Genomic DNA, 16,759 nt, shown 5'->3' with positions numbered 1-16,759 from the left:
AATAACAAAGGCCTATAGGTATGCGCTAATTTTTAAAATGAATGGTAATCTCACAAAATAAAAAACCTCCTAAATTAAAAATTAGGAGGTTTTTTATGGGTTTAATAGCCGTATAAAATGCCTGTAAGTATTAGAAATGATCTAAAACACGTTGAGTCGTATTAACGACTCAACGCTCAATCTATTTTATATGCGGTTTTAACTGTTAAGCCACTTGCAGATCTGAGGTAATTAATTCAACACCCGTCGCAGCTTTAATTTGTTCCAAAGTCACATCTTTGGCCAACTCAATTAATTTAACGCCTTTCGGGGTAATATCCAACACACCTAAGTCAGAAATAATTCTGCTGACCACACCTTGACCAGTCAGTGGAAGCGCACATTTCTTTAAAATTTTAGGCGAGCCATCTTTGGCAGTATGTTCCATCAGAACAACAATTTTTTGCACGCCTGCAACCAAATCCATTGCACCGCCCATGCCTTTGACTTTTTTACCCGGAATCATCCAGTTGGCAAGGTCACCTGTTTCAGACACTTCCATTGCCCCTAAAATCGCAATATTGACATGACCACCACGGATCATTGCAAAAGATTCTGAGCTGGAAAAAAATGAAGCGCCAGAGCGAGCAGTAACGGTTTGTTTACCAGCATTGATTAGATCTGCATCCACCGTTTCTTCCGTTGGAAACTCACCAATGCCTAATAAGCCATTTTCAGACTGCAACCAGACATTGACATTTTCAGGGATATAATTCGCCACAAGGGTCGGTAAGCCAATGCCGAGATTGACATAAAAACCATCTTCAAGTTCGAGTGCAGCGCGCTGCGCCATTTCATTGCGTGTCCAAGCCATGATTTAAGCCTCCGCTGCTTTTAAAGTCATTTGTTCTATACGTTTTTCCGGCACTGGATTTAAGACAATTCGATTGACATAAATCCCCGGAAGATGAATTTCATCTGGATCGAGCTCACCAATTTCAACGATTTGTTCAACTTCAACAATGGTAACTTTGCCGGCCATTGCACATTCAGGGTTAAAGTTACGTGCTGTTTTACGGAATACTAAGTTTCCGGCTTTATCAGCCTTATAGGCTTTAACGAGCGCAATATCTGTGGTGATGGTTGGTTCTAAAATATAATCTTTACCATCAAAGTTACGGACTTCTTTGCCTTCAGCAATCAGTGTTCCGACACCAGTTTGCGTGTAAAACGCAGGAATTCCCGCACCGCCAGAACGCAACTTTTCAGCCAAAGTACCTTGTGGGGTAAGTTCAACTTCAAGCTCGCCATTGAGGAACTGACGTTCAAACTCTTTGTTTTCACCAACATAAGATGAAATCATTTTCTTAATTTGTTTACTGAGCAACAGTTTTCCTAAACCAATGCCATCCGTACCCGCATTATTTGAAATACACGTGAGTCCAGTCGCGCCTGTGTCTTTTAAGGCGTCAATCAGCATTTCAGGAATGCCACATAAACCAAAACCGCCTACAGCAATACTTTGATTATTTTTAACAATATCCGCTAAAGCATCTTGCGCATTGGCAACAACTTTGTTCATCCGATGAATCCTTATTGTCCTTGATTGACTTATTACTAGCATTCCACGGCGCGTTTGGGAAATTGATTATTTTTAATGTGTAATAAAAAAAACTCAATAATGCAGCGCAGTAACATGAACTGCGCATCCAACATTGAGCTTTATTTGGAAAAAGTGATGGGATCAAAAAAAGGATAAATTTAAAGGATATTTTTTGTGTACTACGTTGATTTTAAGGCTTAGTTTAAAATTGATGCTGCATCATAATTTCAATAAATTGTGCTGAAATATTAGAAAGTTGTAGATCTTTTTTATACAGAATCCCGAGTTCCAAATGCACATTGACGTCAGAAATTTCAATTAAAATACTATCCTTGGTCGCAATAAACTTGCCAAATTGGCGTGGTATCGCGCTGACACCTAAGCCATAAGCGACAAAATGAGCCAATGAACTCACCTGATGGCATTCGAGTTTAAGATCTAAAGGCACATGATTTTCGACAGATTTTTTTTCAATAATATGCCGAACAATGGATGGATTTTGTAAGCTGATAAATGGAAAAGTCAGAAGTTGTTTCCATGTCACACTGGACTGATGCGCTAAAGGATGATCTTTTGGAATAACCGCGACAAAGTCTTCATTTAAAAGGGGATGAAAGTGCATATGCTCACAAATTTGAGGCTTAAAACAAATCCCTATTTCAAATATACCATCTTGAATTTTTTCAATAATTTTTTCATTGGGTACATCATGAATCGAAAAATTAATATTCGGATGGGCCTTGGAAAAAAGATGCAGCAGTTCGGGCAATACCGCATGCGTTGCATAGGGCATAGAGGCAATATTTAAGGTGCCGCGCTGCAATTGAAAGCGCTGTTTGAGATCCTTTTCCATATCTTCCCAATTGGCTAACAGCTTTTTGGCATACGGAATCAAAGATTGACCTTCGGGGGTAATATCAACCCGGCGTGTGTTGCGTTTAAACAGTTTGCCGCCTAATTCTTCTTCCAGTGTTTTGATACTGATACTGATGGCGGATTGGCTTAAACAAAGTTCATCGGCAGCACTGGCGTAATTGAGTGTACGCGCCAAGACTAAAAATGCCTTTAATTGCTTTAGTGTCATTGCGTAGTCTCTTCATATTTTATTGATTTATACACAGAAAATTCAAAATTAAAAAGTTCATATAGGCACTTTAACATATCCATCAATAAGAGAGTTTGTTGCTAAATTAATGAATTTTAATAAATAAATTTAAATTCTAATGCTGTTTAAGTTGCCTGTTTAATATTCTAAAGCATGTTGTCGCAAAATGATAAGTCGGTGTCGTGAAATGTAAAGTGTTAGCTTGGGTGAATATTGTAGTTTTGATGCAGGAATTATTAATACTGAATAAAAATCAGCAGGGAAAAGGACATGAGTTCAAATCAAGCAGTACGGTTCGATGAAGTTGGTACACCAGATGTGATGTATCTGGAAGATATCAATGTAGGAGAGCCTGCAGCAGGTCAAGTGCGCGTTCGCCATGTTGCTGTCGGCTTAAATTATGCAGACACTTATTTCCGTGATGGTACCTATAAAATCCCACTGCCAAACGGTATGGGCGTTGAAGCTTCAGGTATCGTAGATGCTGTAGGTGAAGGCGTGACCAATGTTCAAGTGGGCGATAAAGTCACCTATACCGGTTTCATCAATACACTGGGTGCATATAGTACCGCAAGATTGGTCGATGCTAACGTATTGATTAAGTTGCCTGAAGGTATTTCATGTGAAACTGCAGCAGCCATGACGATGCGTGGACTAACTTCTGCTTATTTGATGCGCCGTATTTATGACTTCAAAAAAGGCGATACCATTTTATTGCATGCAGCAGCTGGTGGTGTAGGCCTGATTGTTTCTCAATGGGCAAAACTACTTGGTTTAACCGTCATTGGAACCACGTCTTCTGAAGCAAAAGCAGAGATTGCACGTGCACATGGTTGTGACCATGTTATTAACTACAGCACTGAAAATGTGGCTGAGCGCGTACGTGAGTTGACAGGTGGTGTGGGTGTCAATGTTGTATTTGACAGTGTGGGTAAAGATACCTTTATGTCTTCACTTGACTCACTTAAACGCCGTAGTCTATTGGTTTGCGTAGGCACAGCTTCTGGTCCAATCCCAGACTTTAATCCAGTGTTATTGGCAATGAAAGGTTCATTGTTTATTACGCGTCCAGCCTTGGCAGATTACATTGCTGATCCTGCGGAAAAGCAAGCGCTTGCTGATGAGTTGTTTGATCATGTTCGTAGTGGCCGCATCAAAATTGAAATTAATCAACGTTATGAGCTTAAAGATGCAGTTCAAGCTCACCGTGATTTAGAGGCGCGTAAAACCACTGGATCATCCATTTTTGTAATTTAAAAATTTTTGCGGGAAAGGATTTCTTATGCAAATTGAAAAATTAAGCTGCCATATTGGGGCAGAAATAAGCGGTATAAATTTAGCTGATGCGATTCATGACAATGACTTGTTTGTAGAAATTCGCAGTAACTTATTACAGCACCGTGTTTTATTCTTGAGAGATCAAGATATTACACGTGCAGAACATGTGGCATTTGCAGAGCGTTTCGGTCAGTTGGAAGACCACCCAGCATTGGGTAGTCACCCAGAGTATCCGGGTCTGGTGCAAATTTATAAAAACCCAGAGAGCCCAATCGATCGTTATGAAAATTCTTGGCATAGCGATGCGAGCTGGCGCAAAGTTCCGCCTATGGGCTGTGTGCTGCGCTGTCTGGAATGTCCGCCTGTTGGTGGTGACACCATGTGGACCAATATGGTGATGGCTTATGAAAATCTGCCAGCACATATTAAAGAGCAAATTGCTGACCTGCGTGCTTATCACAGTATTGAAGCGAGTTTCGGTGCGGTAATGCCAATCGAAAAACGCCTTGCTTTGAAAGCACAATTTCCAGATGCAGAGCACCCAGTGGTGCGTACACATCCAGAAACAGGTGAAAAAATCCTGTATGTGAATGCTTTTACGACACATTTAAGTAATTTTCACACCAAAGATAATGTGCGCTTTGGGCAAGATGCAAATCCAGGCGCGTCTGAGCTGTTACGTTACCTCATTACGCAAGCGTATATTCCAGAGTATCAAGTCCGTTGGCGCTGGAAACCAAACAGCATTGCGATTTGGGATAACCGCAGCACACAGCATTATGCTGTCATGGATTACCCAGCTTGTCATCGCAAAATGGAACGCGCAGGCATTATCGGTGATGCAACCTATTAAAGGTTAAATCGCTCTATACACAACGAATTATTCACAATTAAAAATACATAAGGAGATGCACATGCAATTCTTTGACGATTCCTTGCACCCAGAAAACATGGAAAAAGTGGTGATTACGGTAGCGCCATATGGCCCAGAATGGATGCCAGAAGATTTCCCAGAAGATATTCCTGTGACCATGGAAGAGCAAATCCAGAAAGCAGTGGAATGCTATGAAGCAGGCGCTTCGGTACTGCATTTGCATGTGCGTGAACTGGACGGCAAAGGCTCAAAACGCCTGTCAAAGTTTAATGAACTGATTGCTGGTGTTCGTGCAGCAGTACCAGACATGATCATTCAGGTGGGGGGGTCAATTTCATTTGCACCAGAAAGCGAAGGTGAAGCTGCAGTTTGGCTGAGCGATGATACACGTCATAAATTGGCCGAGTTAAATCCAAAACCTGACCAAGTAACCGTTGCGGTAAACACCACGCAAATGAATATTATGGAACTTTTGTATCCTGAATATTTAAAAGGAACGTCACTAGAGCATCCAGCAGTTCAAGCGGCTTATGCTGAAATGACCGTACCTGCAGGTCCAGAATGGTTAATTGAACACCTTAAACGCCTAGCAGCAAATGGTATTCAGCCGCATTTCCAATTGACCGGTATGCATGGTTTAGAAACTTTGGAGCGTTTGGTTCGTAAAGGTCTGTATAAAGGCCCAATGAACTTGACTTGGATTGGTATTGGTGGTGGTTTCGATGGTCCAAATCCATTTAACTTCTTCAATTTCGTTCACCGCGTTCCAGATGGTTGTACTTTGACTTCTGAATCATTGCTGAAAAATGTCTTGCCGCTAAACACTATTTCAATGGCAATGGGTCTGCATGCACGTGTGGGTAATGAAGATACGATTATTGATCATAAAGGTGAGCGTTTCTCTTCTGTTGAGCAAATTAAACAGACGGTTCGTATTGCTCATGAACTAGGTCGTGAAGTTGCCAATGGTAAAGAAGCGCGTGAAATTTACCGTATTGGTGTGCAGTACGACAGTATTGAAGAAACATTGCTAGCGAATGGTATGGCACCGAACCGTAAACCGGGTCAAAAGGGTGTACCTCAACGCTAGTTGAAAAACTTGAGCGAATAGGATTTTTGCACTCAAGTTAAACATCAAAATGCGAAGAATCACAAAAAATGAAGCTTTGTGATTCTTTGCCGATGCAATGAAATATTTAAAATAAAAATACACACGGAGGTTGTTATGGGTGCGCATCAATATTCAGCGTCAGCAACTGGCATCGATACATCGATTGGTATTCCGCGTCGATATGCCTGGATTGTTTTTGCACTTACATTTGGCTTACTGATTTCGGACTATATGTCACGTCAGGTGCTAAATGCTGTTTTTCCACTGATCAAAAATGAATGGACATTAACCGACAGTCAACTTGGTTTGCTGAGCGGTATTGTAGCTTTGATGGTCGGATTATTGACCTTGCCGTTATCAATTTTGGCAGACAAATTTGGTAAGGTAAAAAGCTTAACCATTATGGCGGTGTTGTGGAGTTTGGCGACCCTTGGCTGTGCCGTGGCGGAAAGCTATGAACATATGTTGTTTGCTCGCTTTTTAGTCGGTGTTGGTGAAGCGGCTTACGGTAGTGTCGGTATTGCAGTGGTTGTTGCGGTTTTTCCAAGAGATATGCGCGCAACATTGGCCAGCTCATTTATGGCAGGCGGTGTTTTCGGTTCTTTTCTAGGTATGGCTTTAGGCGGTGTGTTGGCTGAACATTTTGGCTGGCGCTGGGCTTTTGCGGCTATGGCAATCTTTGGCTTAGTTCTAGCAACGCTCTATCCACTGTTGGTCAAAGAGAAAAAAATCGGTTCAACTCAAAAACAACTGGCTGCAACGCAAAAAGATAGCCCAAACAAAAATGTACTCAGATCAATTTATTCAAGCCGTTCTGTTGTTGCGACCTATATTGGCAGCGGCCTACAGTTGTTTGTTGGCGGTTCGTTCATCGTTTGGTTTCCGAGTTATCTCAATCGCTACTATGGTATGAGTACGGATAAAGCAGGGATCATCGCCGCGGTTATTCTCTTATGCAGTGCTGTGGGGACGATTTTATGCGGCATGCTCTGTGACCGTCTAGGCAAGGACCGTCCAGATCGTAAAGTGACGCTAGCGATTGCTTATTGCTTACTTGGCTGCATCTTGCTTTCTATTGCATTTGCGATGCCTGTCGGTGTTTCTCAATTAGTTGTGATTGCACTTGGTATGTTTTTGGTGCTAGGCACCAATGGCCCTTCGAGCGCCATGGTTGCCAATCTGACACATAACTCAGTACACAGTACAGCATTTGCAACTTTAACTTTAGCTAACAATTTCTTGGGCTTGGCTTTAGGTCCTTTAGTGATTGGTAAGTTATCTGATGTGATTGGCCTGCATAGTGCATTTCAGATTATGCCGGTAATGAGTATTGCAGCTGCAGCCGTCTTCTTCTATGCAAAGCGCCACTATTTACGTGATATGGCGGGCTTTAATTTAAAAGCTGCTGAACAGCACGCTATGCCATCACAAGAAGGTGATGAGAAATGAAAACAAAATTAAGTATCGAAGTATTTTTTGATTTTATTTGTCCTTGGTGTTTGATTGGAAAACGTCAACTCCAAGTTGCAATTCAACAATTGAAACAGACTCATCCCAATGTGGATGTGAATATCAAATGGCGTGGTGTACAGTTACTGCCATCCATGCCAATTGAGGGTATTCCTTTTAAAGCGTTTTATTTACAGCGTTTAGGTAATAAAACAGCGGTGAGCATGCGTCAAGAACAAGTGCGTCAAGCAGCGAAAGTGGTTGGCGTGGAAATTGATTTTGAGCGGATCCCACGTATGCCGAATACGGCACGTGCACACAGTATATTTGCCAATGCTATGCGGCTTGGCGATTCTGCTCAGCATGATCTTTTTCTCGAAGGCTTATTTTCTGCTTATTTTCATCATTCTGAAAATATTTCTGATCTTGATGTTTTACAGAAAATTGCCATGTATTGCGGTTATCCAGAAGCACAAATTAAAGAGCTTTTAGACGCACCAGATATTCCATTTATTTCCGCCAATACCGGTGGAAAAGGTGTGCCTTATTTTGTATTTAATGGAAGTTTTGCATTAGCAGGAGCTCATCCAGCAAATATGCTTTATAAAGCCATGCTTGATGCTCTCGCTGTACAAGAGCAGGCTGCAGTATGACAAGACGTTTCGAAGTACCAGAGCACAAAGTTCCAGCATTAGGGGAACGCGTGTTTCTGGACGTAGGTGGTAAATTTCTGATCCTTTTTAATATTGAGGGTCAGTTTTATGCCATTGAAGACAGTTGCCCACATCAAGGTGCATCACTGTTCAGCGGTAAATTAGAAGGTTGCATGATTCAGTGCAGTGCACATGGTTTGCGCTTTAATTTAAAGGATGGCTGCATGCTCAATTCGGACATGCTGAAAGTTAAAACTTATCCAATTGAAATAAATGAAACAAATATTGTAATCATGCTGGAAGATGGAGTCGGAACATGAGTAACTCTCAGATGACAGCTATAAATTATTCTACGATTAGCCAAAGAGCGAGAACGCTTGCCCCCGGCTTTGCAGTTAGCGTGGTCGCTGCTACTGCGGCCAGTTTTTTAGCTGAGCATTATGGTGCTCCCGTCATGCTCTTTGCATTATTGCTTGGCATGGGGCTGAGTTTTTTAGCGACTGAAGGTGCTTGTAAACCGGGTATCGAATTTACCGCACGTACTGTGATGCGTATTGGTATTGCATTATTAGGTATGCGCATTACCTTGGAGCAGATTACTGCTCTAGGTTGGCAGCCTGTAGTGTTGGTATTAACTTTGATTGTGGTCACTATTTCAGTATCTGTCGTGGTAGCGAAACTCATCGGTTTCCAGCGTTTATTTGGAATGCTGACAGGGGGGGCAACGGCCATTTGTGGTGCTTCAGCTGCTTTGGCATTATCGGTGGCATTACCTAACCATCCACAGAAAGAAAAAGCCACGTTATTTACCGTGATTGGTGTCTCTGCACTTTCAACCATTGCGATGATTGTCTATCCGATGATTGCGCAGTGGTTAGAGCTGTCACCGCAACATGCGGGTATATTCTTAGGTGCAACCATTCACGATGTCGCGCAGGTCGTTGGTGCTGGCTACAGTATGTCAACCGAAACTGGGGATACTGCGACCGTTGTTAAATTGATGCGTGTGGCGATGCTTTTACCAGTGATTGTCTGTGCGGCGATGATTACCCGTATGCAAGGTGCGACATCGACAGGGAAACGCCCGCCTTTATTACCATGGTTTGCCGTGGGCTTTTTAATCCTTGCATGTATTAACAGCACAGGCTGGATTCCATCAATGGTACAGGGTGGCGTCAATGATTTATCACGTTGGTGTTTGATTATTTCCATCAGCGCGCTGGGCATGAAAACACAGTTTAAAGAATTAGCAACTGTTGGGATGAAGCCAGTCCTCTTTATGATCGGGGAAAGTATCTTCCTAGTGCTATTGGTTTTGGCTGTCATGTATTGGTTGTTCTAAGTTAACTTATAAATGTAAATAAAAAGGCCAATATGAATTGGCCTTTTTTTCGTACACGATTTAACACGTATGGATTATTTATTATGGTTACGCCACGCAACAGGGGTTGTACCAAATTGACTAATAAACCAGCGGGTAAAAGAGCTAGGCATAGAATAGCCAAGAATATCTGAAATCTGCCCAAGGCTATAGTTGAGATTATTTAAATAGCGAAATACTAATGTGCATCTGACTTCATTCACCAGAATACTAAAACTGGTTTGAGATGCTTCTAAACGGCGCTGCAAGGTGCGTACATTGACACCATGGGTTTGCGCTACTTGTTCAATGGTGGCTTTACCCATAGGTAACAATAAATAAATGCTTTTGCGGATATCGGCAATAATGGAATCATTTTCGGTATTTTGTACGCTGTCGAGATATTTTTGTGCATGATTTGCCATAGCAAGATTGCCGGTTGGTGTACAGGCATCTAAGATTGCTGTGGTACAGACAATGCCATTAAACTCACTGCCAAACTCCAGTGAGCAGCCAAAAACTCGGCGATGGACACTTAAATCTTGCGGTGCGTTATGGGTAAAATGCACACTGAGTGGTTTCCATTTTTGCGGTAAAAGTGAAGCGCAAAAACGATGCATAATACCTAGGGCAAGTTCGGTGGATTGACGGCTATAGTGATCTGAATTGCTCACAACTTCTTCACGAATAATGACCGTATTTCCCACTTCTTCAATATGAATACCCAAGGCATTATTAAATTGGTTGCGATAGCGAAGCAAAACCATAAGCGCTTGCCTGAGCGTATTTTGATAGCTTAATAAAAGACTAATTTCACCAAAATCTGACAACTCACGCTGCTCAGCCATTTTTAGGCCAATGACGTCACAGCCGCTCACTTCAGCAGTGTGTTCCAATAAAGAAATCGCTTTATCGACAGGAATACGTTGTTTAACGTCACTGAGCTGTGATTGCTGAAGGCCTACTGCGCTCAGTAACTTATAAGGATTGAGCTTAAGTTGATGAATAACATCAATATAGTTTTTCAATACCGCAGAGTGCGCTAGAGGAACCATTTTTAATCTTCCTTAAATAAATACAAATCTTCCTGATTTGTGAACTCTTTATAACCAAAAAAGCGTTGTATAACAGTGCCTACTTTGGTCTAAACCTAAATAAAAACTGATCTTTCAAGTTCTTATTTTTCCATAATTATTGATGATTTATTCAGCGAAAAACAAGATTTATTTCTGCCGAAATGTCATGAAATGTAAAGTTGGTGTCGTTAAATGTATATCGGTTATTACCTGATCAATTTATGTTGGATAACCATAAGCCTTGCCCAAGGATCGGCAAAGCATAAATGCTTTATTAGGTGCAGAAATGGAAAAGTTATTTACACATGCAACGGTTTTAATCATTCCAGGTCTACGTGATCACGTTGAGGAACATTGGCAAACCTTTTTGGCTTCTCGCCTACAAAAAGTTCGTACAGTAGAACCTGCTGAAACCAATAAATTGAACTGTGCGAATCGTGTAGCACGTATTCAGGCAGAGTTAGACAAAATTGAAGGGCCGGTAATTTTGGTGGCGCACAGTGCTGGCGTATTAATGACGGTGCATTGGGCAGCATTGCATCATGCACAAATCCAAGGTGCTTTATTGGTTGCACCACCTGACTTATCTCAAAGTTGGCCTGCAAATTACCCAAGTCCTGAACAGTTGCGCACAGAAGGCTGGGAACCACTTCCAACTCAAAAACTACCTTTCCCAAGTATTGTGGTGGCGAGCACTAACGATCATCTTGCCAGCTTTGAATCTGTGGCATATTTGGCCGCGTTATGGGGGAGTGAATTTGTCAATGCCGGTGCAGTAGGGCATTTAAACCCTGCGTCAGGTTTTGGTGAATGGCCAGCGGCGGAAAAATATGTACTACAGCTTGATGCTTTAAACAGTGCTAAGACATTAACGGCTTAATGCCTGAATCACTGTATGAAATGAATGTCGTGAGATATTAAATAAAGTCTAAAAAGTGACTGAATGACTAAAAAGTAAAACCCAAAGACAAATTTAAGGTTTTTAAATTCAGTAGTTTGGGAGTCGCCAAGGATGGTGAAAAGCTTGTTTTTTAGCATTTTTCAATTAAATAAATTTATTTAATTTGCGAACGAACCACAGATTTTTAGATTTAGCCTTAAAAAATACCACACAACACAGTGTGAACATATCGATATGGAGATGATATGGTAAGTCCCGTTGTAAACAAAAAAAAAGTGCAATACCCGACAACTCAGCTCACCAAACTGAGCCTACTTATGGGGTTGATTTTTACGGTTCCACATGTGCAGGCAGCAAGTTATGCACTGAATGATCAATGGAAATTGGAAACCAATACCAGTATCAGCATTGGGCAAAGCTGGAGTACGGAAAACCCAGATTCATTGATGCTCTACAAGCCTGATGCACAGACCATTGGTAAAGTTGGTACGGGTATTGACATTAATGGTGACAATGGCCGTTTAAACTTTGAAAAAGGCGATGCGATTTCACAAATTGTGAAAGGTCTAACCGAAGTCCGTTTGAATGGTCAGCAGCAAGGTGCTGTGATTAGTGCAAAATACTGGTATGACCATGCCTATGAAACAGGTCATGGAGACTTTACTGCTTTTGATGATTCTGACTGGCCACGTCTGGTGAAATATAAAGGCATCGACCTTTGGGATGCCTATATCTGGAAAAATTTTAGCTTTGATCAAGGACAGGGCCTAAATCTTAAACTTGGGAAACACGCCTTAAATTGGGGTAAATCTCAATTCTTCCAAAATGGCCTGAACTCTGTCAGTGCATTTGATTATGCAGCAATGAATCGTCCGGGCGGCGATGTCAAAGAACGAATTATTCCGGTAGAGATGTTTTCTTTTGAGGCAAGTCTGAATGACAAACTCAAAGTGGAAGGTTTCTATCAATTTAAGTTCAGACCATCAGTTGTGGATGGCTGTGGAACCTTCTTTGAAATCTCTGATGTCTTTGCGGAAAATTGCGGTCCATTGTTAATTGGTGGTCCCGGTTTTACCACAGATCAAGCCATTAATGGACCTTTAGATTTTACCGTAGCACGTTTGCCGAGCGAATATGCGAAGGATAGCGGTCAATTTGGTTTTGCCATTAAGCAGACTATTCCAAGTTTAAACAATGCTGAAATTGGTGCGTATTATGCCAATTATCACAGCCGTATCATGCATTTTGATGGAATTGCCGTGTCAGAGACGGGACCGCAAAACTATCATACGGCACGTATTCTCTCGGTTTATCCAGAAGATATTGAAATGTATGGTTTAAGCTTTGCAGGAAAATTTGGTAAAACCTCAGTTTTCAGTGAGTTAAACTATAAGCCAAAAATGCCATTGCACTTTAACAGTACCGATATGGTGTATGCACAGGCCTTATATAATGATACGCCAATCACAGCACCCGGAGAAACCTTAGAGCTTGGCCAACGGATCAATGGTTTTGCAGAAGTGCCTGTAACGCAATTTACCCTTGGCGCAGCCACGGTCATTCCAAATGTGCTTGGTGCAAGCGCAATGTCTTTAGTCGGTGAAATGGGCGTCAACCATATTGCGGATCTGGGCGATTATCATTTTGGTCGCAGTGGTGCATTTGGTCGTAGTGGTTTGTCGACTGGTGCTTATGATCCAGCCGATGTAAAAACCTACTGTATCGCACCGGGCACAGGAAAGCTGTCGGACAAAGAAGTTCAGGACTTAAACGAGAAGTACTGTAATGACGAAGGCTTCTTTGAAGAATGGTCGGTCGGTTACCGTTTACGTGGTGCATTGAGTTATAACGATTGGTTACCACAAACGGTCGTGACACCAAGTCTGATGTTCCGTCATGATGTACATGGCTATGGACCAAATTTCCAAGAAGGTCAAATGGCAATTTCGGCAGGTATTTCTGCAACTTACCAAAAGAAATACACAGCGGAACTAGGTTATACCAACTTCTTTGGCAGTAATGATTACAGTATCTTAGATGATCGTGATTTTGCTTCACTGACGTTTAAAACCAGTTTTTAATGCCTGTGTACAAAACGTTTCAACATGATCTAAATGAAATCAGCCATAAACAATATGGCTGATTTTGTTGAATAAAATAGATAGACAGCAGTTGATCAAGACAATCTGACTTCAGTATTGCTTTGAACAAAAGATTAGAGATAAAGATGGAAATAAATCATTCAAATTTACAAGAAATTTCTAATCCGATTGGTATTTTAAACTTGATCGCCAATTATTTGGATGAAAAGGGTTTTGATGCACAAACGTTGTTTAGTCAATATTCGATTAAATTAGAAGATTTAGAAAATAATTTGCTGCCGGTGTCTTTACATACGCAGGGCAGTATTTTAAAAGCAGTAGAAGCGTTAACCGGCTGTGATCATGTCGGATTGATTATTGGTCGTAAAGCTCAGCTGGCCAATATCGGCCCTTTACGCTTTCTGGTGCTAAATGCCGAAACCATACGCGATGCGCTTGAAAGTTTGTTTAGTTATGGTGTGATGTGGTACAGAGGCCAAAAACTCGACATCAAAGAAGAAGAGGGCTATGCACGAATCTGCATGCGCATCGATGGCGATTTACCCGGTGCTGATCAATACCACACCGCTTATTTAGCGGCGATGGTTTCCATTATTGAACTGATCTTGGGTAAAGCTTGGGCGCCGACAATGGTTCGAATTGCTTATCCCAAACCCAAATCTGCCCATGTGTATGAGAAAATTTTTGGTTGTCCTGTGTGGTTTGGACAATCTCAGCATGAAATTTTGTTTCCACAAAACTTATTAGATCAAAAACGTATCGGACATGATCGCCAGTTAGATCAGTTTCTGCGTCAGCATTTGTCTGAAATGCAAAGTCATGAGCATGTCGATCTTGTGAGTCAAATTTCTAAAATTATTGAAGAATTATTGCCTTACCGGAACTGCACCATGGATCGTGTAGCTGAATATTTTTCGGTAAATCGTTTTACGCTGTACCGCTATTTAAATCGTCAGCAAACAACATTTGAAGATCTGTTGGACAATACACGTAAAACCCTATCCGCCAATTTATTAAAAAATAAAACCTTGATGATCATTGATGTGGCAAACCAAGTTGGATATGACGATCAAGCCAATTTTACCCGCGCTTTTAAACGCTGGTATGGAATGACCCCGGGCCGTTGGAGACGCGCTCAACTTGCCGCTTAATGCTCGAAAATTTCTGTTCAGATTTATCTAAATTTAGATCTATTTGCATCATCATAAAAAGACCTCGTGTTCTGGGTAAGCCCATGCATGAGGTGTTGTTCTGTGCACTGTCTTTTTCTCAAAAATAAGGCTTTAAATTTAGTATTTTACTGGTTTTAAGCTGTATTATTCTTTAGTTTTAAACTAAATATTAATATAAAACAAATGCTTATTATTTTTTTGTCTCACTGCAACCAAATGACAAAAAAAATACACCACATGACAAAAATCTATTTAAAAAAATAGGTAGTTTAAGCATGAAGTCAGAAAAAATTGACGATGGATATTAAAAAAACGATCGCGACAGATTGTAGATAAGGATGTTTTAAATGATTGGAAATATGATGTTTCAACCATTGCTAATCAGCAGCTTAATCGAGCATGCAGCAACATATCATGCAGATACTGAAATTATTTCAAAGAATACTGACGGTTCAATGACCCATACCAATTGGGGGCAAGTTGCACAAAATGCCAAGCGTTTTGCCAATGTATTAGCGTCTTTTGATTTAGCAATCAGTGACCGTGTTGCGACCATTGCTTGGAATAATCATCGTCATTTAGAAACATGGTATGGCATTTCGGGCAGTGGATTGGTTTGCCACACGATTAACCCTCGATTATTCCCAGAACAATTAAGCTATATCGTCAATGATGCGGATGACAAAGTTCTGATTTTTGATAAAACTTTTATTAATTTAGTGTTATCAATCAAAGATTCTATTCCATCTGTTGAGCATTTTATTTGCTTAGATGCCTTTGATCGTGATATTCAAAAAGCGCTGCCAAATGTTTGTTTTTATGATGATTTAATCAAAGAGCGTTCAGATCAATTTGAATGGACAGAGTTGGATGAGGCTAAAGCCAGTTCGTTGTGTTATACCTCGGGTACGACGGGCAATCCAAAAGGCGTTTTATATAGTCATCGTTCAACAGTATTGCATAGCTATGCGTCGAGTTTACCGGATTCATTTAACTTCTCAGCACTCGATCGTATTTTACCAGTTGTGCCAATGTTCCATGTTAATGCATGGGGAACGCCATATTCAGCAGCGATGATTGGATGCAGCATGGTGCTGCCGGGGCCAATGCTGGATGGTGCAAGCTTGGTTCAGCTGATTGACCAATATAAAGTAACCAATGCTTTGGGTGTACCGACGATTTGGCAGGGCCTATTAAATGCAGCCTATCAATCGGGTAGTAAACTTGAAAGTTTGGTGCGTAATATTGTGGGCGGCGCTGCTTGTCCTCCATCGATGCTAAAAGCCTTTAAAGATGATTTTCAATGTGAAACCATCCATGCTTGGGGCATGACCGAAACCAGTCCTTTAGGTGCGGTAAATCAGCTTAAAGCGAAGCATTTAGAGACTGACGAAACCGAGCAGTTCAAGCAACGTTTTGCACAAGGCCGTCCGCCGTATGGGGTAAGCTTACGTGTTTGTCATGATGAGAAAGGTGTTGAAGAGTCTGCACGTGATGGATACACACCAGGGCATTTACAAATTAAAGGTCACTGGATTGTTGAGTCCTACTTTAATCAATTTGATCATGCACTCACTCAAGATAACTGGTTTGACACGGGTGATATCGCAACCCTCGACCAAGATGGCTATATGCAGATTAGTGACCGTTCCAAAGATTTAATCAAATCTGGCGGTGAGTGGATTTCATCGGTTGAGCTGGAAAATATCGCAATTGCACACCCTGAACTGGAAATGGTGGCGGTGATTGCCGCATCGCATGCGAAATGGGATGAGAGACCGATTTTGATTGCCAAGAGAGCTGCGGTGAGTAGTTTATCTGAAGCTGAGGTCTTGGCTTTTTACCACAACAAAATCGCCAAATGGCAAATCCCTGACCGCGTGATTTTTGTCGATGCGATTCCTGTCGGTGGTACAGGAAAAATACTGAAAAAAGATTTACGCGAAATATACGGTTCAGTTTTGTTGGAAGAAACGCCAGCATAACTTTGATTTTACTCAGCTTAAATATTCATGGAAGGGAATATGACACAACAAACATCTGCAGGCTTAAGATTCAGACAAGCACTGGAAGTAGAAAAGCCATTACAAATTATC

General features: G+C 41.3%; 15 protein-coding genes. 11 read left to right on the top strand and 4 right to left on the bottom strand.

Going from position 1 to position 16,759, the window contains the following annotated elements; translation table 11 throughout:
- Positions 1-205 precede the first annotated feature (205 nt).
- The 3 genes from ACN6OV_RS05765 to ACN6OV_RS05755 all read right to left on the bottom strand — a co-directional run bounded on the left by ACN6OV_RS05765 (position 206) and on the right by ACN6OV_RS05755 (position 2,666).
- The gene (locus ACN6OV_RS05765; RefSeq protein WP_374666033.1) at positions 206-853 is read right to left on the bottom strand and encodes a 3-oxoacid CoA-transferase subunit B; all 648 of its coding nucleotides are present in this window, start codon (positions 851-853) and stop codon (positions 206-208) included.
- Positions 854-856: 3 nt separating this feature from the next.
- Entirely contained in the window at positions 857-1,561 is a 705-nt protein-coding gene (locus tag ACN6OV_RS05760; protein WP_427950618.1) for a CoA transferase subunit A, read from the bottom strand.
- Positions 1,562-1,784: 223 nt separating this feature from the next.
- Positions 1,785-2,666 (bottom strand): LysR family transcriptional regulator, encoded by an 882-nt coding sequence (locus ACN6OV_RS05755; RefSeq protein WP_427950616.1) that lies wholly within the window; start codon positions 2,664-2,666, stop codon positions 1,785-1,787.
- Between the two features lie 291 nt (positions 2,667-2,957).
- Here ACN6OV_RS05755 and ACN6OV_RS05750 point away from each other — a divergent pair, with 291 nt between their 5' ends.
- The 7 genes from ACN6OV_RS05750 to ACN6OV_RS05720 all read left to right on the top strand — a co-directional run bounded on the left by ACN6OV_RS05750 (position 2,958) and on the right by ACN6OV_RS05720 (position 9,394).
- Positions 2,958-3,944 carry a quinone oxidoreductase family protein gene (locus tag ACN6OV_RS05750; protein ID WP_427950613.1) on the top strand — a complete coding sequence of 329 codons (987 nt, stop codon included), beginning with the start codon at positions 2,958-2,960 and terminating at the stop codon, positions 3,942-3,944.
- 25 nt (positions 3,945-3,969) lie between these two features.
- On the top strand, positions 3,970-4,818 hold the full coding sequence (locus ACN6OV_RS05745) for a TauD/TfdA dioxygenase family protein (RefSeq protein ID WP_427950610.1): 849 nt from the start codon (positions 3,970-3,972) through the stop codon (positions 4,816-4,818).
- Between the two features lie 61 nt (positions 4,819-4,879).
- Complete coding sequence (locus ACN6OV_RS05740) at positions 4,880-5,929, top strand: 3-keto-5-aminohexanoate cleavage protein (RefSeq protein WP_427950607.1); 1,050 nt, start codon at positions 4,880-4,882, stop codon at positions 5,927-5,929.
- A gap of 135 nt (positions 5,930-6,064) precedes the next feature.
- Positions 6,065-7,399, top strand: a complete 1,335-nt coding sequence (locus ACN6OV_RS05735; protein ID WP_427950604.1) for an MFS transporter — start codon at positions 6,065-6,067, stop codon at positions 7,397-7,399.
- Positions 7,396-8,052, top strand: a complete 657-nt coding sequence (locus ACN6OV_RS05730; RefSeq protein ID WP_427950601.1) for a DsbA family oxidoreductase — start codon at positions 7,396-7,398, stop codon at positions 8,050-8,052. The genes ACN6OV_RS05735 and ACN6OV_RS05730 overlap by 4 nt, the downstream gene beginning before the upstream one ends.
- Positions 8,049-8,372: a Rieske (2Fe-2S) protein gene (locus ACN6OV_RS05725; protein WP_427950598.1), complete on the top strand. Its 324-nt coding sequence runs from the start codon at positions 8,049-8,051 to the stop codon at positions 8,370-8,372. Before ACN6OV_RS05730 ends, ACN6OV_RS05725 begins: the two co-directional genes overlap by 4 nt.
- 11 nt (positions 8,373-8,383) lie before the next feature.
- Positions 8,384-9,394: a YeiH family protein gene (locus ACN6OV_RS05720; protein WP_427950663.1), complete on the top strand. Its 1,011-nt coding sequence runs from the start codon at positions 8,384-8,386 to the stop codon at positions 9,392-9,394.
- Between the two features lie 74 nt (positions 9,395-9,468).
- Here ACN6OV_RS05720 and ACN6OV_RS05715 read toward each other — a convergent pair whose 3' ends face one another.
- Complete coding sequence (locus ACN6OV_RS05715; RefSeq protein ID WP_427950595.1) at positions 9,469-10,467, bottom strand: AraC family transcriptional regulator; 999 nt, start codon at positions 10,465-10,467, stop codon at positions 9,469-9,471.
- Positions 10,468-10,774: 307 nt separating this feature from the next.
- Between ACN6OV_RS05715 and ACN6OV_RS05710 the strand changes: the two genes are divergently transcribed.
- From ACN6OV_RS05710 to ACN6OV_RS05695, 4 genes are all read left to right on the top strand, one after another.
- Positions 10,775-11,368 (top strand): RBBP9/YdeN family alpha/beta hydrolase, encoded by a 594-nt coding sequence (locus ACN6OV_RS05710; RefSeq protein WP_427950593.1) that lies wholly within the window; start codon positions 10,775-10,777, stop codon positions 11,366-11,368.
- 266 nt (positions 11,369-11,634) lie between these two features.
- On the top strand, positions 11,635-13,470 hold the full coding sequence (locus ACN6OV_RS05705) for a DUF1302 domain-containing protein (RefSeq protein ID WP_427950590.1): 1,836 nt from the start codon (positions 11,635-11,637) through the stop codon (positions 13,468-13,470).
- A 146-nt stretch (positions 13,471-13,616) separates the two neighbouring features.
- On the top strand, positions 13,617-14,642 hold the full coding sequence (locus ACN6OV_RS05700) for an AraC family transcriptional regulator (protein WP_427950587.1): 1,026 nt from the start codon (positions 13,617-13,619) through the stop codon (positions 14,640-14,642).
- Between the two features lie 368 nt (positions 14,643-15,010).
- A complete protein-coding gene (locus ACN6OV_RS05695) occupies positions 15,011-16,648 on the top strand; it encodes a long-chain-fatty-acid--CoA ligase (protein ID WP_427950585.1) in 1,638 nt (545 codons plus the stop codon).
- Positions 16,649-16,759: the final 111 nt, after the last annotated feature.

This window comes from Acinetobacter sp., assembly GCF_050285345.1.
In the GTDB taxonomy this organism is placed as follows: domain Bacteria; phylum Pseudomonadota; class Gammaproteobacteria; order Pseudomonadales; family Moraxellaceae; genus Acinetobacter.
Note: the sequence above shows the minus strand (reverse complement) of the source record. Positions and strands in the feature narration are given on the sequence as shown.